Raw genomic sequence first — 26929 nt, 5'->3', positions numbered from 1 at the left:
TGCCAGTTGGCAGCCTTTAATTATTATTAACAACTATAAAACAATAAATAATATGTCTAAATTGAGGTGTCATTTACAACAAAACCCCAACTAATTTGTGTACAATAATAATTAGTATCAGTTTCATTTTTCGAAACTCAGAAAAAACTTCTTTTATCCTTTCTATTTAATGAACATATAATTGTTGGTTATACCTTCATCTCTTTCCATGTTCCTTTTCTAAACCAGATGATCCCAATTATGGCAATCAGAATTTCGGCAAAAGTAATGGCCAGAAATACACCCATGGCACCCCAATCAAAAACTAAGGCCGCCAGATAAGCAAATGGTAATTGAAACATCCAAAAGCAAAAGAAATTAATAATAGTTGGTGTTAGAGTATCTCCTGCACCATTAAAAGATTGTATAATGACCATGCCATAGGCATAAAAAACATATCCAGCTGCAATTACCCTTAAACTTAGAGCTCCATATTCTATCACCATAGCCTCATCGCTAAAAATTTTAATGATCATTTCGGCAAAAAATAAATAGAAAATTGATACTGCAACCATAAACCAGGCATTGTACTTACCTGTTTTCCAGACTGATTGCTCAGCACGTTCTGGTTTTTGTGCTCCCAAATTTTGACCAACCAATGTAGCAGCAGCATTACTCATCCCCCAAGAAGGCATTAAAGTGAACATTAATACTCTAATCGCTATGGTATATCCTGCCAACACTTCGCTACCAAATTCTGCCATGATTCGCATTAAAAATACCCAGCTTGATGTACCTATGATAAATTGGCCAATTCCTCCAAGTGAAACTTTAATAAGATTAAACATGGTCCCAGCACGAAAAACAATATCCCTGAAAGCGATTTTAATTTTACTCCAGCCATAAAAAAGAATCAATAACTGAAAAATAACAGCACTTCCTCTTCCTATAGTTGTAGCAATAGCCGCTCCCTGAACACCAAAGGCAGGAATTGGGCCGAATCCAAATATAAACATGGGATCCAGGATTATGTTTAATACATTCGAAAAGATCAATACTCGCATAGCGACCGAAGCATCTCCTGCTCCTCGAAAAATAGCGTTGATCAAAAACAAAAGCATAATGGTAACATTACCTCCCAACAACACTTGTGTATACCCATAACCATCGGCAATTAGATCAGGTTCGGCACCCATAAGCCCTAGAATTTCTTTAGGAAATAATATCCCTATAACACTGATTATTGCGGCTACTGCAATACCCAAGAGAATAGATTGTACAGCCGTTTGAGAAGCTCCCTCGATATCCTGTTCGCCTACTCTGCGAGCAACAATTGCAGTCACCCCCATACTAAGACCAATGGCAACAGCATATACCAAAGTAAGAACAGATTCTGTTAAACCAACAGTGGCAATGGCGTTAGCGCCCAAACTAGAAACGTAATATGCATCTACAAGAAAGAATACCGACTCCATCATCATTTCAAGTACCATAGGAACAGAAAGCATAAAAATTGCTCTGCGAATACTACCAGATGTAAATTCTTGTTCTTTTCCTGAAATTGCAATTTTAAAATAAGAAAATAAACGAGTAAGTGTAAGTTTATTTTGAGTCATGATGTAAAAATTATGAAATTAAATAAAAGAAACGAGATAACTAAAGAAGGTATCCTTAGCTTCTAAATCGCGGGGTAAGTGTGTGCACAATTATGTACATAATTCTTTATAATTTCATAATGAAACAAATATGCGGCATTATTTTTGAATTTCAAAACTATTTAAGGAATAAAAAACCGTACCTTGGCTACGGAAACAACCTTAAAATCAATATTTAACACAAAAGCACTTCGATTTCTGATACTGTTTTAATTAAATATTGTATCTTTAACGTCCCAAAATAATGATATATGAAAAAAATCTACTTGCTGTTTATATTTATTGGTTTAGTCTGCTTGTCCTTTTCTTCGGGTATCCAAGCACAATCAAATACAGTTCAAAAACAGGATTCTAAAGACATAAAGATAGAACAACTTCGTATTTTCCCTAACCCAATGTCAGAGGGAAGTGTTTTATATATTACTTCTAAATTAGGGCTAACAAAACAAGTTTCTATTTATTCGGTTTTAGGTAAAAGGATACATTTTAAAGTTTTAGTTGGCAAAAAATTAGATATTAGCCACCTGAAATCTGGAGTTTATATTGTTAAGGTAAAAGAAGGCGATAAGGAAGCTACGAAAAAACTTATTATCAAAAATTAATATAAGTTTTTCTTAGATCACCTTTTCCTTTTCACTTCGCAGTACTTCATTTTCAAAATAGCTACTGTTTTTTATACCTTTGTTCAACTAATTTGTTGAACTAATTTTATGCTGTCAGATACTATATTCTCCATTCAAAACGATTCTGATTTTGAGAAGGCAGCGATACGAGTATTTAACCACCAGTACATTAATAACAATTTTTATCAAAGATTCTGTAATCTTCTTGGGGTTACAAAAGCTTCAATAAAATCTAGCAAAGACATTCCCTATCTTCCTATTGAGTTTTTTAAACAAGAAAAAATAGTAAGCACCCCTTATTCAATAGATAAAGTTTTTACCAGTAGCGGTACAACTGGCAACATAACCAGTAAGCACTATGTTAAAGATCTAACTATTTATGAAAAAAGCTTTAGAAAAGGGTTTGAGTATTTTTATGGAGATATTAGCGAGTATATTGTACTGGCATTACTTCCGTCTTATTTAGAGAGAGATGGGTCTTCTTTGGTTTACATGGCAGAAAAATTGATTAAAGACAGTAATCATCCTGACAGTGGGTTTTACCTATATGATATAGAAAAATTGGTCGAAACACTTCGAAAAAACGCTATTAAGGATAAAAAAATATTGCTTCTTGGGGTTTCTTTTGCTTTATTAGATCTTGTTGAAAATTATGACATACAGCTAAATGACACAACCATCATCATGGAAACTGGCGGCATGAAAGGACGAAGAAAAGAAATGATCCGTGAAGAATTACATCAAATACTTAAAAATGGATTTGGTGTTACGCAAATACATAGCGAATATGGTATGACCGAACTATTATCGCAAGCATATTCTAAAGGAAATGGTCTTTTTTATTGTCCTCCGTGGATGAGAATATCAATTAGAAACCCAGAAGATCCTCTTTCGTATTTGGGTAATAATAAAACAGGAGGGGTTACTATTATTGACCTGGCTAATATAAATTCTTGTTCATTTATAGCCACACAAGATTTGGGTAAAATTCATGAGAATGGAAGTTTTGAAATTTTAGGAAGATTTGATCATAGTGATATAAGAGGATGTAATTTAATGGCTTTATAAGTATGGCAAAGAAAAAAGGGGCAGGTTGTTTTTCATTTCTGGCTATTGTATTAGTTTCTGTCATAGGCGGCAGTTTTATAAAAGGTTTTTTACCTGTTTCTACATTTACATCTTTTGCTATAACACTACTTACCCTTTCTTTTATAATGGGGAGGTCAAAAAACACAGAAAACAGCAAATTCTCATGGAGCTATATACTATATAGCACTTTTTTCTTAGTAGTACTTTCAGGGTTACGTTATATGATTTCAAATATCCCTACATCAGAAGAGGTTATAAAATCTGATATTTCTGAAAACATTTATCAGGAAACTATTTTTGAAAAAGGCGATTCTATACGATTATTAAGTCAAAACAGACGTTGGAACGACAACTATGGAAACTCGTTTGAAGGTAATTTTTCGGTACGTGAAAAAGATTATGTATCCTCGAAAAAAGAGTATTTTAATAGTGCGCAATCATACCGTCGATTACCCTGGGGAGACCTTTATCAACATCTAGCTACAACAGATACCCCCAGACTTGATCTAATCCTCAAAAAACTTAAAGAAATAAAAAGCACCAATACTCTTAATCAATTTGAGTTTGCCGATATGGTGGTTACATTTATACAGGATATTCCGTACTCTTTTGTTTTTGAAAACCCTTGCCAATCTGCAGATCAATACGAAGAATCTATTCGAGTTATATTAGAATCTTGCCCGGATTGCTGTATTGGTAATATTCCTCATGGGATACAAAACCCTGTTGGATTTATGGGTAATTTAAAAGGTGATTGTGACACTAGAACGGTTATTATTTACGCTATTCTAAGTTATTTTGGATATGATGTGGCAATCCTGAATAGCGACTATTACAGACATTCTATCTTAGGGCTTAATATCCCAAGTAAAGGAATTTACAAACTACATAATGGTAAACGATATTACATCTGGGAAACCACTAATAAATACTTTACATTAGGTACTATGCCAAACAACTTTAAGAATATTAATCATTGGTATATAGTACTAACAAATACTTAAAAATATGCAAACCAAACTATTAACCCTCGCTTTTATAGAAATAGCACTAGCTATTTTTGTTTCTGTATTAATATTATTTATATCCTTTAAGATTCTTCAGAAAGTATTCTTTAAGAATATTTCTATTAGGGAAGATAATATAGCGTTCTCAATTTTTTCGGCAGGAATAATTTTATCCATTGGGATTATCCTTAGCGAAATTATTCCTTCTATTACCAATATGGTTAGGTTATCTATGTCCGACGGAAATGAAATTACATTAGCTACCATTATTCAATATTCTGGACTATATCTTTTTATTGGATTTGTTTTCGCGATACTAATTAATACATGTGTTTTCTTACTTTTTTCGGCGCTTACAAAGGGCGTAAACGAGTTTAAAGATATTCAACAAAATAACATTGCCACGGCTATAGTGGTCACGGCTACTCTACTATCCATTACGTTAATTGCCAAAGACAGTATTAGTTTGTTAATCAGTGCATTGATCCCATATCCTGAAACCACAAATTTTCTTCTGTAACCTACTAAATATCTTATATTTATGTTAAAATTGTAATGATCGGAAGTTTTTCACGTCTTAATAGAAAACACTGGTATACAAAACATAAATATGAGAGAAAAACTGACAGTATTATTTCTTGTTTTTGTAGCAACATTAAGTGCTCAACAGCATGATTATAATACCAAGAAAAGTTTTGTTGCAGAGGGATATGATGTTACCGAATATTTTGGTAATAAAGCAGTGAAGGGTGATAGTAGATTTGTAGCTACATATGATAATGTAAACTATAAATTTGCCAGCCAGAAAAACTTAGAAAAGTTTAATAGCAATCCCAAGAAATTTATCCCACAATATGGTGGATACTGTGCATATGCTGTGGCAGTTAATAGTGAAAAAGTAGATATTAACCCTAAAACTTTTGAAGTAAGAGATGGTAAATTATATTTATTTTATAATTCCTGGGGGGTTAATACATTAGATAAATGGATAGAAGAGGATGCAGAACAATTGCAAACAAAAGCAGATACGAATTGGGAAAAAATTAAAATAAAACGATAATACAGTTGCATCGAACTGTATTGAATGCTAAGTTTTTTCAATAATTGATTGGTTAGTTGACAAAGCCTACTAAGAGTAATTTCTGGTAGGCTTTGTTTTTTTGGTTAAGAATTTGTTTTGCTTTAAATCAGCCAGCTCATTTCTGTCATTCCGGCGTAGGCCGGAATGACAAGTTGTACGAATAAATATGATCAAATGACTCTAATCACGAAATAATTCTTCTTCCCACGTTGCAATAAGACAAACTGCTTATTAATTAAATCTTTATCTGATATCGAAAAACTGTCCGTAACTTTTTCTTTATTTACCGAAATAGAATTCTCTTTTAGAGCACGTCTTGCCTCACCATTAGATTTTAGAAAACCTGTTTGTTCTGCCAGTGCTCCTATAATATCTAAACCATTTGCAATTGCATCTTTTGACACCTCGGCTTGTGGTACGCCATCGAAAACATCTAAGAACGTTGCTTCATCCAGATCCTTAAGATCCGCAGATGTAGATTTCCCAAACAGAATTGCCGATGCTTTAATGGCATTATCCAAATCCTCTTGAGAATGCACAATAACAGTGACCTCATCTGCCAGTCTTTTTTGTAGGATTCGCAAATGCGGAGCTTCTTTATGTTCGACAACCAGACCTTCTATCTCTTCTTTGCTTAAAAATGTAAAAATCTTTATGTATTTCTCTGCATCTTCATCACTGGTATTTAACCAATACTGATAGAATTTGTATGGCGACGTTCGTTTAGCATCGAGCCACACATTTCCACCTTCAGATTTTCCGAATTTAGATCCGTCAGATTTTGTAATTAATGGGCATGTTAATGCATATCCTTTACCACCACCTATTCTTCTAATCAGTTCGGTTCCTGTGGTAATATTTCCCCATTGATCACTACCACCCATTTGTAGCGTACAACCATGCTCTCTATACAAATGCAAGAAATCATATCCTTGCACTAATTGATATGTAAACTCTGTAAACGACATCCCATCTGTTGATTCTGAAGAAATACGATTCTTTACAGAGTCTTTGGCCATCATATAATTTACCGTAATATGTTTCCCTACATCTCTAATAAACTCGAGGAATGAAAAATCTTTCATCCAATCATAGTTATTTACCAATACCGCAGCGTTAGATGCATCACTTTCAAAATCTAAAAATCTCGATAATTGAGCTTTTATCGCTTCCTGATTATGTCTGAGGGTTTTCTCATCCAAAAGGTTACGCTCTGCAGATTTCCCAGACGGGTCCCCAATCATCCCGGTAGCTCCTCCTACTAACGCAAAAGGCTTATGACCTGCTCTTTGGTAATGTGCTAATAACATAATCGGCACCAGGTTACCTATGTGTAATGAATCTGCAGTAGGATCAAACCCTACATAAGCTGCTCTCATTTGTTCTAGTAGGTATTCTTCGGTCCCTGGCATTGCATCATGCAACATACCTCTCCACTGTAGCTCTTCTATAAAATTCTTGGTCATTTTTATTGGCATTGAATTAAGACGCGACAAAGATAAAAATCTGGTTAATATGGAACTATCAATACAGCAGAAATCCTAAATATGTTTACTTTAGTACTACAGAACACACATTATGATATTAGTTACAGGAGCAACAGGTTTAGTAGGGACTCATTTGCTGGTTAAGCTTACGCAAGAAAAACAAGCGATACGAGCCTTATATCGATCAGAATCTAAAAAAGAACACGCCAAAAAAATGTTTTCTTATTATTTGCCTGAAAAAGAAAATCTGTTCGAAACTATAGAATGGGTTAAAACTACAATTAATGATGTCCCAGAGTTATCTGAAGCTTTTAAAGGAGTAACACATGTATATCATTGCGCCGCAAAAATTAGCTTTAATCCATCTCATTATAAAAAATTACGAAAAGTGAATATCGAAGGCACTGCTAATATCGTAAACCTTTGTTTGATTCATAAAGTAAAGAAACTGTGTCATGTAAGCTCTATTGCTACTTTAGAAGAAGATCCTTCTGTATCTTATATTGACGAAACTGCAGAATGGAATCCCGAAACTCAAAAATCGGTATATGCCATTACAAAATATGGAGCCGAAATGGAAGTCTGGAGAGGTTCTCAAGAAGGTCTTACCACAGTGATTGTTAATCCAGGGATTATTATCGGCCCTGGTTTTTATGGTGGTGGTAGCGGATTTCTATTTAAAAGAATCTATGCAGGAATGAAATACTATACTACCGGAGCTACTGGATATATAGCCATAGATGATGTAATCAATATCATGCATCAGCTCATGATCGGTAATTATAGTAATGAAAGATATATCCTGGTTAGTGAAAATTTAAGTTATAAAGAAGCCTTTGATATGATTGCAACCGCCTTAAAAAAGCCGATTCCTACAAAGAAAGCTTCTTCTTTTTTATTAAAATTCGCTTATCATATCCAAAGAATAAGTCACTATATCTTTAGAACCAAACGCTCAATATTTAAATCCTCTATACGAAGCGCTCTTTCTACTTCATATTATAAAAATGATAAAATCAAAAACGAATTGAAGTACGAATTCACTAAGGTAGATGGCGCCATAAAAAAAACTGCTACTGCTTTTTTAAACGAGGTTTAAGTCTTTTCTGTTTTGCCGTTTCTATATTCTTATCTATAGCTTCTAACTCGGAAATGATGAGTTTATCTTTCGTTTGTAGCGTGTCTTTACTTTTCACAATAGAATCTTCTATCTTTTTAATAGAGTCTTCTTCTTTTTTTAATTTTTCAAATGCATCTCGGGACTTTTCCAAATTACCTTTTACACGCTTAAAAATTTCTTCATACGTTTCTAGTTGATCTGCATACCATCTATTATTCTCTGCAAAAATAACGCTGTCGATTCCATGTTTTTTAAGAATGTACGCTTCGGGGTTGATTTTTTTCTGCTCAAACACTTTTCTATGAGAAGATTTGGCTGCCTTTACAAAAGCAATATCTGTAAGAATTTCAACCATGCGATCTTCCTCTATCAAAACCTTTGGCTCAGAAGCTTTTTCAATGCTTTGACAAGCAAATAAAAACAGAACTAATATACTGTATTTTATATTTTTAATCATCTATCAAAAGTTAATCGTTGCGCATGCTTCGTATCATTAAAGGTAAAGTTTTCATATGCCAAACTTCCGTTAACAAAAGTATGTGTTATTCTTGATTTAAAGGTAGTATCTTCAAAAGGAGACCAACCACATTTATACGCTATATTATCTTTAGTTACTGTCCAGGGAGCATTTAGATCTACCAAAACAGCATCGGCAAAATATCCTTCTTTTATATACCCTCTTTTTTCAACCTGAAATAAGATTGCTGGATTATGGCACATTTTCTCAACAATCTTTTCTAGACTAATTTTACCCTGGTGATAAAACTCTAACATCGCAGGAAGCGCATGTTGCACCAATGGCCCTCCAGAAGGTGCTTTGGTATACACATTGTCTTTTTCTTCGATTGTATGTGGTGCATGATCTGTAGCTATCACATCTAATTTATCCTCTAATAATGCCTGAAACAAAGCTTCACGATCGTTAGCGGTTTTTACCGCAGGATTCCATTTAATCAAGGTTCCTTTACGCTTATAATCTGCATCAGAAAACCATAAATGATGAATACAAACTTCGGCAGTTATTTTCTTTTCTTTTAAAGGTATATCATTCCTGAATAAATCTAACTCCTTTGCCGTAGAGAGGTGAAAAACATGCAATCTAGCTCCAGTTTTTTTAGCGAGTTCAACAGCTTTTGATGATGACAAATAACATGCTTCTTCACTCCTAATAATTGGGTGAAGCTCTATGGGGATATCTTCTCCATATTGAGCCTTATATTTTGCCGTATTGTCCCTAACCGTCCGTTCATCTTCACAATGTACCGAAATCAAAAGGTCTGTAGATGCAAATATTTTCTCTAAAACCTCAGGCTTATCAACAAGCATATCTCCGGTAGAAGATCCAAGAAACAGCTTTAAACCTGCTACATTTTTCTTATCTACTTTACTTATTTCCTCTAGATTATCATTGGTCCCTCCAAACATAAAGGAATAGTTAGCATAACTGGTTTTTGCTGCTATTTCAAATTTTTCTTCTAACTTTTCTATCGTAGTTGTTTGGGGTACCGTATTAGGCATTTCTATAAATGAGGTAATCCCTCCGGCAATAGCTGCTCTAGATTCTGTTGCAATGTTCGCTTTGTGGGTTAAGCCAGGTTCTCTAAAATGCACCTGATCATCGATTACCCCAGGGATTAGGTATTTACCTTCTGCATCAATGATCTGTACATTCGCAGATTTTGCACTTATATGCGATGCTATTTCTTTAAAGATGCCATTTTCTATATAAATGTCACCATTAAAAATTGTTCCTTCATTAACAATGTTTGCGTTTTTAATAAGTACATTATTCATATCTCATAACTTTTAAATAAGCTCTTAAACTTCATTTTTATAACCCCAAAAACTGCTTCAGAAATAATTCCTTTGCTCATTTTTGAAGTGCCACGGGTTCTGTCTGTAAAGACTACCGGTATTTCTTTTATTTTAAATTTCAATAAATAGGCTTTAAATTTCATTTCGATCTGAAAAGCATATCCGACAAATCGAATTTTTTCAAGATTTATACTTTCTAACACCTCTCTTTTATAACAGATAAATCCTGCAGTTGTGTCATGAATATCCATTCCGGTTATAAAACGAACATATTTTGAGGCTAACCATGATAATAAAACTCTACTCATTGGCCAGTTAACAACATTTACTCCTGTAACATATCTCGATCCTATAGCAACGTGCGAAGAGCCTTTAGCACAAGCATTATATAATCGTATTAGATCATTGGGATTATGCGAAAAATCTGCATCCATCTCAAAAATATACTCGTAAGAACGTTCTAAAGCCCATCTAAAACCGGCAATATATGCCGTACCCAGGCCCAATTTACCTTCTCGGCGAAGCAAAAAAAGGCTTTCGGTATATTCTAATTGTAATTCTTCTACCTTAGAGGCGGTAGCATCTGGAGAATTATCATCTACTATCAAAATGTGGAAATTACGTTGCAGCGAAAATACATTCTTAATGATACGCTCAACATTTTCAATTTCATTATAGGTAGGAATGATAACTAAGGCATCTGCCATCTATACTATTTTTCAAGCAAATATAACCAAATAATCATTCCTACCTATAATGAAAAACCTGTGGTTCTCTCTATAGATTATAAATGAGTGGTTTAAAATGTATTCCTGTTAATAATATCCAGATCCACACATTTTTTTTGCTTTTATTCGTTAATAGATTGTAATTTTATCATCAATAACTCATGGAATTCATTACGCGCGAAATAACATCGACCAATTGGCTCACAATTTTGATTGTGTTTTGCCTTGTCTTATTAGCCATAGCTAAAGGCATTAACGCTTTACGATTTTATGATTTCGTAGCACTTTTTAGTAATAACAAGTATATTATTTCTTATCAGAAACCAAATAAGCTTTCCTCTTTGTTTAATGTTGTTTTACTGCTTTTACAAATTACCTCGGTATCTTTATTTATATATATATGTTTTGATGTTTTCGAATGGCGGGCAACACCCATTGAGATTACTTTATATTTTAAAATTTCAATACTCTACACGGTAATTATTATCTGTAAATTATTAATTGAAAAAATTGTAGCTACTATTTTTTCAATTGATGCTATAATAGATGAATACCTATTTTATAAAGTATCCTATCGCAATTTTATAGGACTACTACTATTGCCAATAAATATTATATTTATATATTCTATACAACCCTCAAAAATTGCTTTTATAATATTGTTTGCAGCGATTGTGGTTCTTAACATTATTGTACTTATTTCTTTCTACCGAAAAAATGAAAATACTATTTTGAACCATATGTTTTATTTTATTTTGTATCTTTGCGCACTTGAAATCGCGCCTTATCTTATATTGTACAAGCTCGTTTAGTACTAAGATAGGAACGTAAGAAAAGAATATATATGAAAGTGAAAACAATTTTGGTCTCTCAACCAGAGCCTAAAGTAGAAAATTCACCTTATTTTGATCTAGAGGAAAGGGAAAAAGTAAAAATTGACTTTATTCCATTTATTCATGTGGAGGGGGTTGATGCAAAGGAAGTAAGATTACAAAAAGTGGATTTATCACAATACACCGCTATTATTCTTACTAGCCGCAATTCTGTTGATCATTTTTTTAGAATCGCAGAAGAAATGCGTTTCAAAGTTCCTGATACACTGAAGTATTTTTGTCAAAGTGAGGCGGTAGCATATTATTTGCAAAAATATGTGGTATACCGAAAAAGAAAAATATATGTAGGAAAGCGTACTTTTCAGGAGTTATCACCACTTATTAAGAAGTATAAAAACGAAAAGTTTTTATTACCATCATCAGATAAACTAAAACCTTTAATTCCTGATACTTTGGATAGTCTTAAAGTAGATTGGAAACAAGGTGTTTTTTATAAAACTGTAGTGAGTGATCTTTCTAACTTAAGAGATGTGTTTTACGATATATTGGTTTTCTTTAGCCCATCAGGAATACAGTCTCTTTTTGAAAACTTTCCTGATTTTAAGCAAAACGATACTAGAATAGCTGTTTTTGGTAATTCTACGGTTAAAGCGGCCGAGGAGCATGATCTAACTGTTGATATACAGGCACCAACTCCAGAAACGCCATCAATGACTATGGCACTTCAGAAGTATATTAAAGAAGCAAATAAAAAGTAAATAGCATTACTTTTATTTATATAAAACAACAAGGCCAGAAATTTAAATTTCTGGCCTTGTTGTTTTATAAAGAATACTCTTCTTAAAAAGAATATCGCTGAGGTCCTCCTCGTCTGATTTCTTCGTTTGCATACGCTTCGAATTTCTTAAAATTCTCTCTAAACGCGTTTGTTAACTTAAATGCTGTTGTATAGTATTTCTCATCATCATTCCAGGTAGCTCTAGGACTTAAAACACTATCAGGAACCCCTGGACATGTTCTAGGTTGTGCTACTCCAAATACAGAATGAATATGATAATCATCATAAGAATATAATCCTAAATCACCATTAAGCACGGCCTGGATCATAGCTCTTGTATACTTTAGCTTAATTCGGGTTCCTACGCCATAAGGCCCACCAGTCCAACCGGTATTAACCAACCACACATTTACTCCTGTGTCTTTCATTTTTTTGATCAGCATCTCTGCATATTCTGCAGGATGTAAAGGCATAAATGGCGCTCCAAAACAAGCCGAAAAAGAAGGCTGAGGCTCTACAACTCCCGCTTCGGTACCAGCCACTTTTGCTGTATATCCTGATATAAAATGATATGCCGCCTGACTAGGTGTTAGTTTAGAGATCGGTGGTATTACACCAAATGCATCTGCCGTTAAAAAGAATATATTTTTCGGGTTTTTACCAATCGAAGATTCCTGGATATTTGCAATGTGATTAATTGGATAACTTACTCTTGTATTTTGAGTAATTGATGTATCTGCAAAATCTACCTCATCATTATCTTTGATGATTACATTTTCTAGAATTGCACCTTTTTTGATGGCCCCATATATTTCTGGCTCTTTTTCTTGAGCGAGGTCAATTACTTTTGCGTAGCATCCCCCTTCAAAATTAAATATGGTATTTTCTTTGGTCCAACCATGTTCGTCATCACCAATTAATCTACGATTAGGATCTGTAGACAGGGTGGTTTTACCAGTTCCCGAAAGTCCGAAGAATATTGCAGTATCACCCTCTTCTCCCACATTAGCAGAACAGTGCATAGGAAAACAATCTCGTTCTACAGGAAGAATGAAATTTAATGCCGAAAAGATTCCTTTTTTAATCTCTCCAGTATATCCCGTACCTCCAATAAGAGCAATTTTTCTATCAAAGTTTAAAATCGCAAAATTATGTTGTCGCGTGCCATCAGTTTTGGCATCAGCCATAAAACCAGGAGCATTGATAACTGTCCATTCTGGATCAAAACCCTTCAATTCTTCATCTGTAGGTCTCAAAAACATGTTATAAGCAAACATATTAGACCAAGGATATTCATTGATAACTCTTATATTCAGTCTATATTCAGGATCAGAACAGGCATAGCTATCCCTTACAAATATTTCTTTCCCAGATAAGTATTTTGTTACTTTATCATATAATGCATCAAATTTTTGGGAGTCAAAAGGTAGATTAATGTCGCCCCACCACACCTTATCTTTTGTGATATGATCTTTCACAATAAAGCGATCCATAGGAGATCGACCAGTAAATTCACCTGTATTAATTGCTAGGGCACCAGATTTAGTAATTTTTCCTTGGCCTTTTTGCACTGCCTCTTTCTCTAGATCTTCTGGAGATAATTGGTAGCGCAGTGTAGCATTTTCAATACCGTAATGCTTTAACGAAAACGTTTTCGTAGTTGGATACAGTGGTTCCATAAAAATATGTTGTGTTTTGTTATGTACGTGCAAAATTATAAATAATAATTACACTAACCGTCAAAAAATCACTTAATCTTAACCAACGAAATAATAAAGAAAATCCATCCGAAAATTAACAAAAAACCTCCCAAAGGCGTAACAAAACCAATACTTGACAAAGAAATCCCTAACGCATCATCAATTGTCAAAAGGTATATTGACCCAGAAAAAAGGGGTATTCCCCCCATAAAGAAATAAAAAATTCGCTTCTTGGATTTGGGGCTTATACCATTCATATTCCCCAAAATAATGCAAACAATTGCATGGTACATTTGATATCGCACTCCCGTTTTAAATGAATCTATACTTTTGGCATCTACTAACTTCTCTAATCCATGCGCACCAAAGGCTCCTAAAAGTACAGCCAACAGCGCCAAAACAGCACCAGTAATCAAAATTGTTTTATTAATCCCTGTATTCTCCATAATTGATTATATCTTATTGTAGATTTTATGTTTTAGACACATTTTTTAAAAAAAGATAATTAATCCCATAAATTTGAGAGCTTACTTTTTACTGTATTTACTACATTCGTATCAAAGTTATCAAAATATCAGGAGGTATGCGAAAGATTCTAGTTATTGGTGCAGGTAAATCTACTGCTGTCTTAATTAAATATTTTCAGGATAAATCTATTTCTGAAAATCTTCATATAACCATTGGGGATATCTCTATTGAAAATGCCATGACACTTGCTAACAAGCATCCAAACACCGAAGCCCTGGTATTGGATGTTTTTGATAAAGATTCCAGGGAAAAAGCGATTCAAAAAGCAGATATCGTAGTATCAATGCTTCCAGCTCGATTTCATATTGAGGTAGCCAAAGATTGTTTACAGTTTAATAAGTGCATGGTTACCGCTTCTTATGTAAGCCCAGAAATGCAAGAACTTGACAAAAAAGTTCGTGAGAAAGGGCTGGTTTTTATGAATGAAATAGGAGTAGATCCCGGGATTGATCATATGAGTGCCATGCAGGTTATAGATCGTATACGAGACAAGGGAGGTAAAATAATATTATTTGAATCTTTTACAGGGGGTCTGGTAGCACCCGAAAGTGACACTAACCTATGGAATTATAAGTTTACATGGAATCCTCGTAATGTTGTAGTTGCCGGGCAAGGAGGAGCCGCAGAGTTTCTTCAGGAAGGAACCTATAAATATATTCCGTATCATAAACTATTTAGAAGAACAGAGTTTCTAGAGGTTGAAGGATATGGACGTTTTGAGGCATACGCCAATCGTAATTCTTTAAAATATCAAAATATTTATGGCTTAGACGATATTTTAACCCTATATCGAGGAACCATTAGAAGGGTTGGGTTTTCAAGGGCATGGAACACCTTTGTACAGCTGGGTATGACCGCTGATGATTACACCATGGTAAATTCTGAAAACATGAGTTATCGTGATTTCATAAATTCGTTTTTAGCATATTCACCTACAGATTCGGCAGAGTTAAAACTTAGACATTACCTCAAAATCGATCAGGATGATATTATGTGGGATAAACTTTTAGAATTGGATCTTTTTAATCCCAATAAAAAAGTAGGGATCCCTAATGCAACACCTGCGCAAATCCTTCAGAAAATCTTAATGGATAAATGGACTCTCGACCATGGTGATAAAGATATGATTGTGATGTATCATAAATTTGGTTATGAACTTGATGGAAAACGTAAACAGATCGACGCCACTATGGTAAGCACTGGAGAAGATCAAACCTATACAGCAATGGCAAGAACTGTAGGCTTACCTGTAGCAATGGCCGCACTAGGCATTCTTAATAAAAAAATTACTACTACTGGTGTTCAGATCCCTATTCAAAAAGAAGTATACGAACCTATACTTAAAGAATTAGAAGAGTATGGTATCATTTTTAATGAAAAAGAACGCGAATACCTAGGATATAATCCCGACGGCGTAAAAGGGTAAAGTGAATTACGAATGTTGATCTAAGAAGTACAATTTTTAACAGGTTATAACTTGTTGTTATACTCATATAGACTAGACTAGAATCTATTTCATTAGTAGCAGTAATGCCGGGTTGATTTTTTTTAACGCTAAGGCTCTATACTTCAAAAGTAATATTATAGTACCCATCCAAGCACAACCCTTCGTAGAATTCATTTGGTCGTTTCTGGTGGCATTTCACCTCCAAAACCATACGGTTTTCATAATTATTAGTATTTTTATATTTCAATTATAAAGCATAAGCTTTATTTTTGTTGACATATGTAATCTTATAAGGAATGAAAGGCGAAAACAATAACTTAAAAATAGATGGTATTGATAAAGAGATTCTGCGTAATCTTATGGAAGATGCCAGAAGACCAATTCTGGAGATTGCAAGAAAGGTGGGCATATCTGGTGCTGCTATTCATCAACGACTTCGTAAGCTTGAAGCATCTGGACTTATTGCCGGGTCAAAGTTTATAATTGACCCTAAAGTACTTGGATATAAAACCATGGCCTTTGTAGGTGTTTTTTTAGATAAAGCGGTAAGTAATCCAAAAGCAGTAAAACAGCTTAAAGATATTCCTGAAGTGATTGAATGCCATTACACTACAGGAAATTGGTCTATTTTTATTAAAATACTATGTAGAGATAACGAGCATTTAATGAATGTTCTAAACAAGGATATTCAAGCTATAGAAGGAGTTTCCAGAACCGAAACTTTTATATCACTGGATCAGCAAATAGATCGACAGATTAAGATTTAAACAAATAAACCTCACAGGTTTTGTACTTTGATAAGCTCAGTAACCAACTCGTGAGGTGTGTCCTATTCTTTTGACAAAAATTAATCTCTTCTTCCTAAGAAAATTGAAATAAAATACAGTAATGTAGCCAATGATCCTAAAGCTGCAACTAAATAGGTGCGTGCTGCCCATTTTAAAGCATCTTTTGCTCCAGCATGCTCCTCACCGGTAACCATATTATTATTTTCTAACCAGGCCAATGCTCTATTACTAGCATCATATTCTACAGGTAACGTAATCATACTAAAAAATGTAGTTACTGCAAATAGTAAGATCCCAACCAAGAAAACCGTATTACCAAATACCATCCCTGATGCAGACAAAACTAAACCAGCCATAATTACTATATTAGAAAGTTTGCTCGAAATCCCTACCGCAGGTACAATCTTAGATCGCATCGTTAACCAACTATAGGCTTTAGCATGTTGTACGGCATGACCGCACTCATGTGCAGCAACGGCCGCCGCTGCAGCATTACGCTGACTGTATACACCTTCACTAAGGTTTACTGTTTTTTTAATTGGATTATAATGATCTGTAAGCATTCCTGCTACAGAAATCACTTCAACATCATGGATTCCATTATCCCGCAACATCTTAGTTGCAATCTCTGCTCCACTCATTCCATTTTGCAGATGTAGATTCGAATATTTCTTAAACTTACTTTTAAGTTTATTACTCACATACGAGCTTACCAAAAATATGACCCCTGCAATGATATAATATCCCATCATAACTATATACTTTTTATGCTTGTTAAATTTACAATATAAAATACAAAAACCTCGCCATAATGACGAGGTCTTTGATTAAATAAACTTGAGTTAGCCTTTAAATCGAGTTTATTTTAAATATGTATTAACATCTTCTAACGGAAGGCCGAAAGCCTCTGATATTGCAGGATACACAACATCTCCATTAATGACATTTAATCCTTTTTTAAGCGGCTCATTCTCTGCACAAGCAGTTCTCCAACCTTTATTTGCCAGTTGTACTGCATATGGCAAAGTGACATTAGTTAATGCCAAAGTTGACGTATAAGGTACAGCTCCTGGCATATTAGCCACAGAGTAATGCACTACATCATCTATAATATACACCGGATCCTGATGGGTTGTGGGTTTTGTAGTTTCAAAACAACCTCCTTGATCTACAGCTACATCCACCAACACAGTTCCTGGACGCATATCGGTAAGCATATCGCGAGTGATTAATTTTGGCGCCTTAGCACCCGGTATCAATACTCCTCCAACAATAAGATCTGATGTTTTGATATGTTTACGAATTGTATATTCATTTGAATACTCAGTATTTACATTGGCTGGCATTACATCATCAAGATAACGCATACGCTTTACACTAATATCAAGGATAGTAACATCTGCACCCATACCAGCAGCCATTTTTGCAGCTTGCGTACCTACAACTCCTCCTCCAAGTACAAGTACTTTAGCCGGAGCTACACCGGGAACACCTCCAAGAAGAATTCCTCTTCCTTTTAAAGGTTTTTCTAAATATTTTGCTCCTTGTTGTATAGACATTCTACCCGCTACTTCGCTCATTGGCGTTAATAATGGTAAACTACGATCAGGATCCTCTACCGTTTCATAAGAAACACATACAGAACCACTATTGATCATTGCTTTTGTTAACACCTCGCTAGAAGCAAAGTGAAAATATGTAAACAGTAATTGATCTTTTTTGATCAAAGCATATTCTGGTTCAATAGGTTCCTTAACCTTAATAATCATTTCTGCGGTTTGGTACACCTCTTCGATGGTAGGTAAAATTTTACCTCCAGCAGAGATATACTCATCATCATTAAAACCACTCTGCAGACCAGCATTTTGCTGAATGAAAACAGTGTGACCATGTCTAACGAGTTCCATAGTACCGGCAGGGGTTACACCTACTCGGTTCTCGTTATTTTTGATTTCCTTAGGAACACCAATTATCATATTCTTATTTTTTTGTCGAAAATAGCTGTTTTTATGAAATAAACCAATAAATCGTATTCAAAAAATATTGTATCGATAATTTTAAGGGATTATAATAGAAATTGTTAAAAAACGATAAACCTGAAGAGTTTATGTTAGTTTTTATATCGATACTTAAAATACAACAGCAGAAAACCTGAAATTGCTGTTATAAAATTAGCTAAAATAATTGGAAAACTGCTTATCAAAAACCCATAAATCAACCAACATAGCACTCCTGAAACAAAAATTAACAACATACTTAAGGATAAACTATCTGTAGATTTTGTTTTCCAGGTTTTATAGACTTGGGGTAGAAATGCAGCAGTGGTTAAAACAGCTGCTATAAGTCCAAGGATTTCTGTTGGGTTGATCATATTACTATCTTTAAGAAGAATAGAACTTAAATTGCATCAGTTTGATTGTTTTTGCAGTAGCAAAAATGTATCGAAAACAAGCTATTTTTACTTAAAAGCCTAATCTCGATACAATTTTTCTTCTGTCACCTCGAGTGTAGTCGAGAGGTCATTTCGAAAAACCACTCGATTTGACGGTTTTATTTTTTAATACATCTCCTCTACGCTTTACCCTACCACATTCACAATCTTACCAGGTACTACGATTACCTTTTTAGGTGCTCGACCATCAAGTTGTTGTTTTGTTTTTTCATGAGCCATCACCGCAGCTTCAATTTCTTCTTTGCTTAAATCCAAAGACAACTCTAACATAAAACGCATTTTGCCATTAAACGAAATCGGATATTGCTTGGTACTTTCTACCAAGTGTTTCTCGTCAAACACAGGAAAAGTGGCAGTAGCGACAGACTCATTATGCCCAAGTTTTTGCCAAAGTTCTTCAGCAATATGTGGTGCATATGGCGAAATTAATACCAATAACGGCTCAAGGATTGCTCTAGCGTTACATTTTTGAGCCGTCAACTCATTTACCGCAATCATAAAGGTACTTACCGATGTATTGAATGAGAAATTCTCGATATCCTCTTCTACCTTTTTAATGGTTTTATGTAATGTCTTGAGATCATCTTTTGTGGGTTCGGTTTCGCTTACGCTGAAAACACCCTCCTTACCTCCCTCAAGGGAGGAATGATATAGTTTCCATAATTTTTTAAGAAACGAATGCACCCCCGTAATCCCAGCTGTGTTCCAGGGTTTTGCTTGTTCTAATGGACCCAGAAACATCTCATACAAACGTAAGCTATCTGCCCCATACTGCTCACAAATACCATCTGGGTTGACAACATTGTATTTGGATTTGGACATTTTTTCTACTTCGCGATTAGTGACATACTCACCGTCTTCATTAAGAATGAAGGTTGCATCCTTAACAAAACTAAATATCGGGTCCTTAATTAACGCTTCGATATCTAAGTTATCTGTAAGACCTTTTAAATAATCAATATTGACTCTAAAAGGAGTAAATGTACCATCAAAATCTTCCCCAACATACTTAACATTAAAACCCTTTTCTTTATACTCTTGAACAATTTTATCTACAATTTCACTTGTAATCTCATCTAACTCGTGTTTCTTACCTTTTTCGTATGAGTCTTTCGGGATTACAAACTTTTTATTTGGTATTATTCCTTTCTTAACTGAATCCGCCATGTCAGATACTTTTTCATAAGAAAAAGCTGGTCCAAAACCATATGCAAAAGCACTTGTACCCAAAATCATCCCTTGGTTAATCAGCTTTTTAAAAGGTTCTTCTACCGGAAGAAATCCTCTATCATATAAAAACTTCACCCAAAAACGAGAATATAGCAAGTGCCCAGTAGCATGCTCGCTTCCTCCTATATATAAGTCTACATTTTGCCAGTATTGCATTGCTTCCGCGGAAGCGAATTCGTTCTCATTACTCGCATCCATATATCTAAACAAGTACCATGAGCTCCCTGCCCAACCCGGCATCGTATTTAATTCTAGTGGGTGAATATTAACGTTATCAATATCCTCATTTTTTGCCAACTCACCCTTGAGGGTGTCCCATGCCCAAACATCGGCACGTCCTAATGGCGGCTCCCCGGTTTCGGTTGGTAAATATTTTTCAACTTCTGGTAATGCAATAGGTAAATGTGCTACATCGATCATCTGCGGCATTCCATCAACATAATATACCGGGAAAGGCTCCCCCCAATAGCGCTGACGGCTAAAAACCGCATCGCGTAATCTATAGTTTATTTTACCTTCTCCCTGACCTAGTTGTTCTAATTCATAAATAGCTCTTTTTGTCGCTTTCTTATAATTTAAACCATTTAAGAAATCAGAATTTCCGATCACGGTATTTTCCTTATCGGCAAAAGCTTCTTCAGAAATATCGATTCCTTCAAAAATATTGGTAATCGGGATATTAAAATGCTTTGCAAAATCGTAATCACGTTGATCTCCGCATGGCACAGCCATTACAGCTCCAGTGCCATATCCAGCCAACACATAGTCACCAATCCATATCGGCACAGGCTCTTTGGTAAACGGGTGCTCGGCATATGCCCCGGTAAATATCCCACTTATGGTTTTTACATCGGCCATACGTTCGCGCTCACTGCGCTTTGCTGTGGCCTCTATATAAGCATCTATCTCGGCTTTTTGTTCTGGTGTGGTAATTTTTTGAACTAATTCGTGCTCTGGAGCCAAAGTCATAAATGTTGCTCCAAAGATTGTATCTGGTCGGGTTGTAAATACCTCAATTGTTTCATTATGCTCTTTAACCTTAAAAGTGACGCTTGCTCCCTCAGAACGTCCTATCCAATTAGTTTGTGAATCTTTTAAAGGTTGTGGCCAATCGATTGTATTGAGTCCATCAAGTAAACGCTGTGCATAGGCAGAGATACGCATACTCCATTGAGTCATCTTTTTACGAATCACAGGATATCCACCACGTTCTGAAACTCCGTTTACAATCTCATCATTAGCTAATACGGTTCCCAGTTGTGGGCACCAATTTACTTCGGTTTCTGCTAAATAGGTTAGCCTGTATTTTAGTAATACTTCTTGTTTTTCTTTAGATGAAAAGTTATTCCAATTCTCTGCTGTAAATTCGGTGATGTCTTCATCGCAAACAGCACTTACTTTTGTATTTCCTTCTAAAGCAAAAACTGCCTCTAGCTCATCAATAGTTCTTGCTTTATTAGCTTGGTTGTCATACCACGAATTGAAAAGCTCAATAAAGATCCACTGGGTCCATTTATAAAACTTAGGATCGCTGGTTCTTACCTCACGACTCCAATCAAAAGAGAATCCTATTTTATCTAATTGCTCACGATAACGAGCAATGTTTTCTTTGGTAGTAATAGCAGGATGCTGTCCTGTTTGGATAGCATATTGCTCTGCCGGTAACCCAAAAGAGTCATACCCTTGTGGATGCAGTACATTAAATCCTTTATGGCGTTTATAACGTGCATAAATATCACTGGCAATATATCCTAGCGGATGACCTACATGTAATCCCGCACCCGATGGGTAAGGAAACATATCCAATACATAATACTTTGGTTTATCACTTTCGTTTTGCGCTTTAAACGTCTCGTTTTCTGCCCAATATTTTTGCCATCTGGCTTCAATGGTATTAAAATCGTAGCTCATTCATCTAAAATTAAGACCGCAAATTTACTAAAACCTTCAGGATAGTACAGCAACATCTTAGGTTAATTGTTTGCTATGATTGTAAAAAGTAAAGTTCTGCTGTCTTTTAATCTAAAAGGTTCGGAAGTACCTTTTTTAGTCTTCGAAGAACCAAAAAGCATCTTCGAAGATGCTTTTTGGTTAAAATTTTAACCTTTGAGGTTCTTTTTATACCCTTTCTACTTATAATTTTAACCTTTGAAGTGCTTTTTATATGCAATTAGGTTCTTAATAGAAGTTAAATGGTTATAATTTGAAGTTATTTCATTTGAATAACAAAGACTTATTTTCGCGCTTTAACTTCCATAGGTTGTAAACAACTGTAAACAAAAGTATTTGCAGGAGTGGGAATTCCCAGTTTTTTACCTTCTTTGACTATAAAACCGTTCAAATTATCTAATTCTGAAGCTCTGCCCTCTATAATATCTCGCTGTGTTGATGCGGTAGAATCATAAGGTTGTTTGCCAATAAAAAACATAATGCTATTGACAAGGTCTTTTGGTAATGCAACTCCTTTTGCTTTACCCACCTCATAAATCTCGGTTGCCGTTTGTTCTAATATCTTTTTGATTCGTGGATTTTCATACATTTCGCCGATAGTGGCTCTGGTTAACGCACCTAGACCACTTACCGTAGCAATAAACATAAACTTGCTCCAGATATCTACATAAATATCTTTTGAAATGACATTGCTAAATCCGGCTTTATCAAATACCTCTTTTACCTTCTGTAAGCGATCGGTGATACTCTTATCTGTTTCCCCAAAAACCACTTCGGGAGGGTGGCCAAAATGAGAAATTACTCCCGGAGCCTCTATTTTACTATAAATTTTACATAGCCCTCCCAACACATGCTTTGCATCTAAAACAGAAAGCAATTTTTCTGCATTATCAGCACCATTCTGTAAAGGAATCACGATAGTTTCATCTTTTAGAATAGGTTTGATCAATGCTGCTGCTTCGGGAACTTGCCAAGACTTTGTACAAATTAAAATCAGATCTGCTTTTTCTACCTCATCAATAGTATTGGTTGCCAGAAACGGACGTGTAACAAAATCCCCATCTATACTTCGTACTTGTAATCCGTTTTGTATAATAGCTTCTAGATGTTTTCCTCTGGCGACCAGAGTAACTTTTTGACCTGAATAAGAAATTTTTCCTCCAAAATACCCTCCAACACCTCCTACACCAATAATGACTGTATGCATATTTTAAACTATTTTATAAACAAGAATCTCTTCAAGTATACGTTATTCCTATAGAAACAAAAGTTAATGAAAACACAAAATAAAGAGATCCCGTTCTACAATGGGATGTATTAAGCTTTACTTATTTCAAAATGCTAAAGCATTTAAAATAGGAGTCTCATTAAACTTTATTATTTTTACGCAAAAATCAAATTATCTATGAGCTCATCTTTCGAAAAATATCAAAAACGACGACTAATTTCTTCTTATTTCTCTGTAGTTATTAGTATTTCGTTAGTGTTATTTTTATTGGGCTTATTAGGCTTATTGGTTTTAAACACTAAAAAAGTTGCAGATCATTTTAAGGAAAAAATTGCGCTCACCATTTACTTAAAAGATACCGCTAAAGATGTAGAGATAAAACAGCTCGAAAAAACATTAGCACTTGCAGAATATACAAAATCAACCACTTTTATCTCTAAGGACGAAGCTGCCGAAGAGCATAGTAAGGATATTGGGGAAAATTTTATGGATTTTCTAGGATATAACCCACTCCAAAACTCAATTGATGTCTATCTAAAAGCTGATTATGTTGCCCCAGATAAAATAGAAGAAATTTCTACTTCGATCACAAAAAAGAATTTTGTAGACGAAGTAATTTATGATAAACCTTTGATTTCTTTGTTAAATGATAATATTAAAAGAATTAGCTTTTGGGTATTATTAATTAGCGGAGTTTTTACATTTATTGCAGTCTTACTTATCAATAGTTCAATACGATTATCTGTATACTCTAAAAGGTTTATAATAAAAACCATGCAAATGGTAGGTGCCACCAAGAAGTTTATTCGTAAGCCTTTTGTATGGAAAAGTGTCCGCCTGGGCATGATTGGTGCTATTGTAGCTTTAATTGGAGTAGCAATTGTATTATACTATCTCAACAAGACATTTCCAGAATTGGCTCTGCTTGAAGACGAAATCCTACTTATTATCTTGTTTTTAGGTGTTTTTGGAATTGGAGTATTAATTACCTGGATAAGCACATTTTTTGCTACACAACGATTTTTAAATCTTAGAACAGACGAACTGTATTATTAATAAATTTTATGGGGCCAATAGAATGGAATGTCGATCCTGAGATTGCAAAGTTATTTGGAACTTTTCCTTTAAAATACTACGGAATACTTTTTGTTTTGGGCTTGTTACTTGGCTACGAGGTGGTAAAACGCATCTATAAATCAGAAAACATCTCTGTTGAAAATCTCGAAAAATTATCTACCTATCTATTTATTGGTATACTAGTAGGCGCACGTTTAGGGCATTGCCTCTTTTATGATTTCGCTTATTTTTCTGAGCATCCTCTGGAAATATTTTTACCATTTCAGATTGTTGATGGAAATTGGCATTTTACTGGCTTTGCAGGGTTAGCAAGTCATGGAGGAAGTATTGGAGCAATATTAGCAATCATAATCTACAGTTTACGCAGTAAAACATCTTTGCTTTGGATACTAGACCGCGTAGCAATAGGAGCACCTGTAACAGGAGCATTTATACGATTTGGAAACTTTATGAATTCTGAGATCTACGGAAAACCAACCCAAGGAAACTACGGTGTTATCTTTATGAAAGACGATTTGATCCCAAGACATCCCACACAACTATATGAAGCTTTTTCATACCTGATGATTTTTGGATTGTTATGGTATCTCTACAAAAAGACTAATGTAAAAAATAATCAAGGTGTTATCTTTGGAGTATTATTAGCTACCCTTTTTTCGGCAAGGTTACTATTAGAGGTTTTCAAAGAAAATCAAGTTGCTTTTGAAGATGGTATGACACTAAATATGGGGCAATTATTAAGTATTCCTTTTATCCTTATCGGAATAGCATTAATAATAATCGGTACGAAGAAAATTAAATTTACAAATTGATCCTATGGGTAAAATTGGGAAAATATGGTTTTTGATCGTTTTTATACTATTTATAGTATTTATATCTGTTGTTATTCAGACTTTTCGCCCAGTACGTAATGTGCAGCCAGATGATGTGATAGAAATTACTGGTAGAGTAATTGATATTAAAGAAGCTCCAGGTTTTGATATCGTAATCAGTCTAGAAAATGATGATCATTATTACTATATCAATCGGGGATTACAATATGATTTAACTATAGAACAACTAAGCACCGACATTCTAAACAAACGGGTTACTTTGTATGCTATTAAAAGATGGACTATCTTTACCCGCGATGGCAATATGGGACATGTGTCCAAACTAATGATCAGCAATGATGTCATCTATAATGAAATAAATAACGATACCCATGAAAAAACAAACGAATAAAAACGTTTCACATACCCCTGATTTTGTTTTCGGAAAAAAGAACTATATAGTCATGGTTATAGGGATTGCTGTAATTGCTTTAGGTTTTATTCTTATGGCAGGTGGAGGAAGTGATGATCCCAATGTTTTTAATCCAGATATCTATAGCTTTAGAAGGATACGACTTGCGCCAACTATAGTTTTGATTGGATTTGGGATTGAAGTTTATGCTATCCTACTTAATCCAAACAAGAAGAAAAAGCAGTAATTCAACAATTTATCTTTCGGTAGTTTTATATTTGCATCAATTTTAAGAAAATCCTGCATACTACATGGAAATTATTGATGCTATCATTTTAGGTATTGTACAAGGCCTCACAGAATTCTTGCCAGTTTCTTCTAGTGGACATCTAGAATTAGGCAAGGCTATTTTAGGAGATAAAAGTGTCCCTGAAGAGTCTTTGCTCTTTACCGTAGTTTTACATTTTGCTACAGCATTAAGTACCATTGTAGTCTTTAGGAAGGATATTTTTAGAATTCTAACGGGTTTGTTGAAATTTAAAAAGAATGAAGAAAGCCTTTTTTCTCTAAAAATCATCATCTCTATGATCCCTGCGGTAGTTGTAGGTTTATTCTTTGAAGAGCAGCTAGAACAACTTTTTGGAGGCAATATCATGTTTGTTGGTTTTATGTTACTAATCACCGCAGCATTACTATGGTTTGCCGATAAAGCTAAAAGCACCCGAAAACCTGTTAGTTGTACTAATGCACTTGTAATTGGTATTGCACAAGCCATTGCAATGTTACCAGGTATTTCTAGAAGTGGTGCCACGATCTCTACCTCTGTTTTATTAGGGAATGACAAAACCAAAGCCGCTCGATTTTCATTTTTAATGGTTATCCCTTTAATATTCGGAAAAATAGCCAAAGACATTCTTAGCGGCGAACTCTCCTTTTCATCAGAAAACAGTATTCCTATAGCAATTGGTTTTGTCGCAGCATTTATTTCTGGCCTTTTCGCATGCACATGGATGATTTCTTTGGTGAAAAAGAGTAAGTTAACTTATTTTGCCGTATATTGTATTGTTGTTGGCTTATTAGCCATCAGCTTTGGTTTTATTAAATAGTAGC

At 34.7% G+C, this 26929-nt stretch carries 27 protein-coding genes; 15 read left to right on the top strand and 12 right to left on the bottom strand.

The annotated features are described in order from the left end of the window. Positions 1 to 188: 188 nt before the first annotated feature. A complete protein-coding gene (locus tag ABW637_RS05010) occupies positions 189 to 1595 on the bottom strand; it encodes an MATE family efflux transporter (RefSeq protein ID WP_367583539.1) in 1407 nt (468 codons plus the stop codon). A gap of 290 nt (positions 1596 to 1885) precedes the next feature. Here ABW637_RS05010 and ABW637_RS05005 point away from each other — a divergent pair, with 290 nt between their 5' ends. The 5 genes from ABW637_RS05005 to ABW637_RS04985 all read left to right on the top strand — a co-directional run bounded on the left by ABW637_RS05005 (position 1886) and on the right by ABW637_RS04985 (position 5413). Next, the gene (locus ABW637_RS05005) at positions 1886 to 2236 is read left to right on the top strand and encodes a T9SS type A sorting domain-containing protein (RefSeq protein WP_367583538.1); all 351 of its coding nucleotides are present in this window, start codon (positions 1886 to 1888) and stop codon (positions 2234 to 2236) included. A 108-nt stretch (positions 2237 to 2344) separates the two neighbouring features. Beyond that, the gene (locus ABW637_RS05000; RefSeq protein ID WP_367583537.1) at positions 2345 to 3325 is read left to right on the top strand and encodes a LuxE/PaaK family acyltransferase; all 981 of its coding nucleotides are present in this window, start codon (positions 2345 to 2347) and stop codon (positions 3323 to 3325) included. 2 nt (positions 3326 to 3327) lie between these two features. Further along, positions 3328 to 4350 (top strand): hypothetical protein, encoded by a 1023-nt coding sequence (locus tag ABW637_RS04995; protein WP_367583536.1) that lies wholly within the window; start codon positions 3328 to 3330, stop codon positions 4348 to 4350. A gap of 4 nt (positions 4351 to 4354) precedes the next feature. Then, a complete protein-coding gene (locus ABW637_RS04990) occupies positions 4355 to 4873 on the top strand; it encodes a DUF350 domain-containing protein (RefSeq protein ID WP_367583535.1) in 519 nt (172 codons plus the stop codon). A 90-nt stretch (positions 4874 to 4963) separates the two neighbouring features. Next, entirely contained in the window at positions 4964 to 5413 is a 450-nt protein-coding gene (locus ABW637_RS04985) for a YHS domain-containing (seleno)protein (protein ID WP_367583534.1), read from the top strand. Positions 5414 to 5604: 191 nt separating this feature from the next. Here ABW637_RS04985 and tyrS read toward each other — a convergent pair whose 3' ends face one another. After that, positions 5605 to 6900 carry a tyrosine--tRNA ligase gene (gene tyrS, locus ABW637_RS04980; RefSeq protein ID WP_367583533.1) on the bottom strand — a complete coding sequence of 432 codons (1296 nt, stop codon included), beginning with the start codon at positions 6898 to 6900 and terminating at the stop codon, positions 5605 to 5607. Between the two features lie 112 nt (positions 6901 to 7012). Between tyrS and ABW637_RS04975 the strand changes: the two genes are divergently transcribed. Further along, positions 7013 to 8020 carry an SDR family oxidoreductase gene (locus ABW637_RS04975; RefSeq protein ID WP_367583532.1) on the top strand — a complete coding sequence of 336 codons (1008 nt, stop codon included), beginning with the start codon at positions 7013 to 7015 and terminating at the stop codon, positions 8018 to 8020. Here the strand turns inward: ABW637_RS04975 and ABW637_RS04970 are convergent. Genes ABW637_RS04970 through ABW637_RS04960 form a run of 3 tightly spaced genes read right to left on the bottom strand, consistent with a single transcriptional unit; the run spans position 7995 to position 10563 of the window. Beyond that, positions 7995 to 8498 (bottom strand): DUF4296 domain-containing protein, encoded by a 504-nt coding sequence (locus ABW637_RS04970; RefSeq protein ID WP_367583531.1) that lies wholly within the window; start codon positions 8496 to 8498, stop codon positions 7995 to 7997. The genes ABW637_RS04975 and ABW637_RS04970 overlap by 26 nt on opposite strands. Beyond that, a complete protein-coding gene (locus ABW637_RS04965) occupies positions 8495 to 9835 on the bottom strand; it encodes a dihydroorotase (protein ID WP_367583530.1) in 1341 nt (446 codons plus the stop codon). Before ABW637_RS04965 ends, ABW637_RS04970 begins: the two co-directional genes overlap by 4 nt. Then, positions 9832 to 10563 (bottom strand): polyprenol monophosphomannose synthase, encoded by a 732-nt coding sequence (locus ABW637_RS04960; RefSeq protein ID WP_367583529.1) that lies wholly within the window; start codon positions 10561 to 10563, stop codon positions 9832 to 9834. The genes ABW637_RS04965 and ABW637_RS04960 overlap by 4 nt, the downstream gene beginning before the upstream one ends. Positions 10564 to 10745: 182 nt before the next feature. Between ABW637_RS04960 and ABW637_RS04955 the strand changes: the two genes are divergently transcribed. Next, the gene (locus tag ABW637_RS04955) at positions 10746 to 11396 is read left to right on the top strand and encodes a DUF4271 domain-containing protein (RefSeq protein ID WP_367583528.1); all 651 of its coding nucleotides are present in this window, start codon (positions 10746 to 10748) and stop codon (positions 11394 to 11396) included. Positions 11397 to 11428: 32 nt separating this feature from the next. Then, a complete protein-coding gene (locus ABW637_RS04950; protein ID WP_367583527.1) occupies positions 11429 to 12175 on the top strand; it encodes a uroporphyrinogen-III synthase in 747 nt (248 codons plus the stop codon). Positions 12176 to 12257: 82 nt separating this feature from the next. Here the strand turns inward: ABW637_RS04950 and pckA are convergent, their stop codons facing one another. Beyond that, entirely contained in the window at positions 12258 to 13874 is a 1617-nt protein-coding gene (pckA, locus tag ABW637_RS04945) for a phosphoenolpyruvate carboxykinase (ATP) (RefSeq protein WP_367583526.1), read from the bottom strand. A 68-nt stretch (positions 13875 to 13942) separates the two neighbouring features. Then, positions 13943 to 14341: a DUF423 domain-containing protein gene (locus ABW637_RS04940; RefSeq protein WP_367583525.1), complete on the bottom strand. Its 399-nt coding sequence runs from the start codon at positions 14339 to 14341 to the stop codon at positions 13943 to 13945. 137 nt (positions 14342 to 14478) lie between these two features. Between ABW637_RS04940 and ABW637_RS04935 the strand changes: the two genes are divergently transcribed. Then, complete coding sequence (locus ABW637_RS04935; protein WP_367583524.1) at positions 14479 to 15849, top strand: saccharopine dehydrogenase family protein; 1371 nt, start codon at positions 14479 to 14481, stop codon at positions 15847 to 15849. 317 nt (positions 15850 to 16166) lie between these two features. Continuing rightward, entirely contained in the window at positions 16167 to 16637 is a 471-nt protein-coding gene (locus ABW637_RS04930) for an Lrp/AsnC ligand binding domain-containing protein (RefSeq protein WP_367583523.1), read from the top strand. Positions 16638 to 16717: 80 nt separating this feature from the next. Here the strand turns inward: ABW637_RS04930 and ABW637_RS04925 are convergent, their stop codons facing one another. The 5 genes from ABW637_RS04925 to ABW637_RS04905 all read right to left on the bottom strand — a co-directional run bounded on the left by ABW637_RS04925 (position 16718) and on the right by ABW637_RS04905 (position 23497). Further along, positions 16718 to 17410, bottom strand: coding sequence for a zinc metallopeptidase (locus ABW637_RS04925; protein ID WP_367583522.1), 693 nt, complete (start codon positions 17408 to 17410; stop codon positions 16718 to 16720). 108 nt (positions 17411 to 17518) lie between these two features. Continuing rightward, entirely contained in the window at positions 17519 to 18634 is a 1116-nt protein-coding gene (gene ald / locus ABW637_RS04920; protein ID WP_367583521.1) for an alanine dehydrogenase, read from the bottom strand. A gap of 134 nt (positions 18635 to 18768) precedes the next feature. Next, the gene (locus ABW637_RS04915; protein ID WP_367583520.1) at positions 18769 to 19029 is read right to left on the bottom strand and encodes a SemiSWEET transporter; all 261 of its coding nucleotides are present in this window, start codon (positions 19027 to 19029) and stop codon (positions 18769 to 18771) included. Between the two features lie 207 nt (positions 19030 to 19236). After that, positions 19237 to 22251 (bottom strand): leucine--tRNA ligase, encoded by a 3015-nt coding sequence (locus ABW637_RS04910; RefSeq protein WP_367583519.1) that lies wholly within the window; start codon positions 22249 to 22251, stop codon positions 19237 to 19239. Between the two features lie 322 nt (positions 22252 to 22573). Continuing rightward, on the bottom strand, positions 22574 to 23497 hold the full coding sequence (locus ABW637_RS04905; protein WP_367583518.1) for a ketopantoate reductase family protein: 924 nt from the start codon (positions 23495 to 23497) through the stop codon (positions 22574 to 22576). Between the two features lie 198 nt (positions 23498 to 23695). Between ABW637_RS04905 and ABW637_RS04900 the strand changes: the two genes are divergently transcribed. From ABW637_RS04900 to ABW637_RS04880, 5 genes are all read left to right on the top strand, one after another. Beyond that, the gene (locus tag ABW637_RS04900; RefSeq protein WP_367583517.1) at positions 23696 to 24574 is read left to right on the top strand and encodes a cell division protein FtsX; all 879 of its coding nucleotides are present in this window, start codon (positions 23696 to 23698) and stop codon (positions 24572 to 24574) included. A gap of 8 nt (positions 24575 to 24582) precedes the next feature. Then, positions 24583 to 25407 (top strand): prolipoprotein diacylglyceryl transferase, encoded by an 825-nt coding sequence (gene lgt / locus ABW637_RS04895; RefSeq protein WP_367583516.1) that lies wholly within the window; start codon positions 24583 to 24585, stop codon positions 25405 to 25407. Positions 25408 to 25411: 4 nt separating this feature from the next. Beyond that, complete coding sequence (locus ABW637_RS04890; protein WP_367583515.1) at positions 25412 to 25819, top strand: hypothetical protein; 408 nt, start codon at positions 25412 to 25414, stop codon at positions 25817 to 25819. Next, positions 25800 to 26066, top strand: coding sequence for a DUF3098 domain-containing protein (locus ABW637_RS04885; protein WP_367583514.1), 267 nt, complete (start codon positions 25800 to 25802; stop codon positions 26064 to 26066). The genes ABW637_RS04890 and ABW637_RS04885 overlap by 20 nt, the downstream gene beginning before the upstream one ends. Positions 26067 to 26130: 64 nt before the next feature. Further along, positions 26131 to 26925, top strand: a complete 795-nt coding sequence (locus tag ABW637_RS04880) for an undecaprenyl-diphosphate phosphatase (protein ID WP_367583513.1) — start codon at positions 26131 to 26133, stop codon at positions 26923 to 26925. Positions 26926 to 26929 lie beyond the last annotated feature (4 nt).

The sequence above is a fragment of the Aquimarina penaris genome (assembly GCF_040786285.1).
Classification (GTDB): domain Bacteria; phylum Bacteroidota; class Bacteroidia; order Flavobacteriales; family Flavobacteriaceae; genus Aquimarina.
Note: the sequence above shows the minus strand (reverse complement) of the source record. Positions and strands in the feature narration are given on the sequence as shown.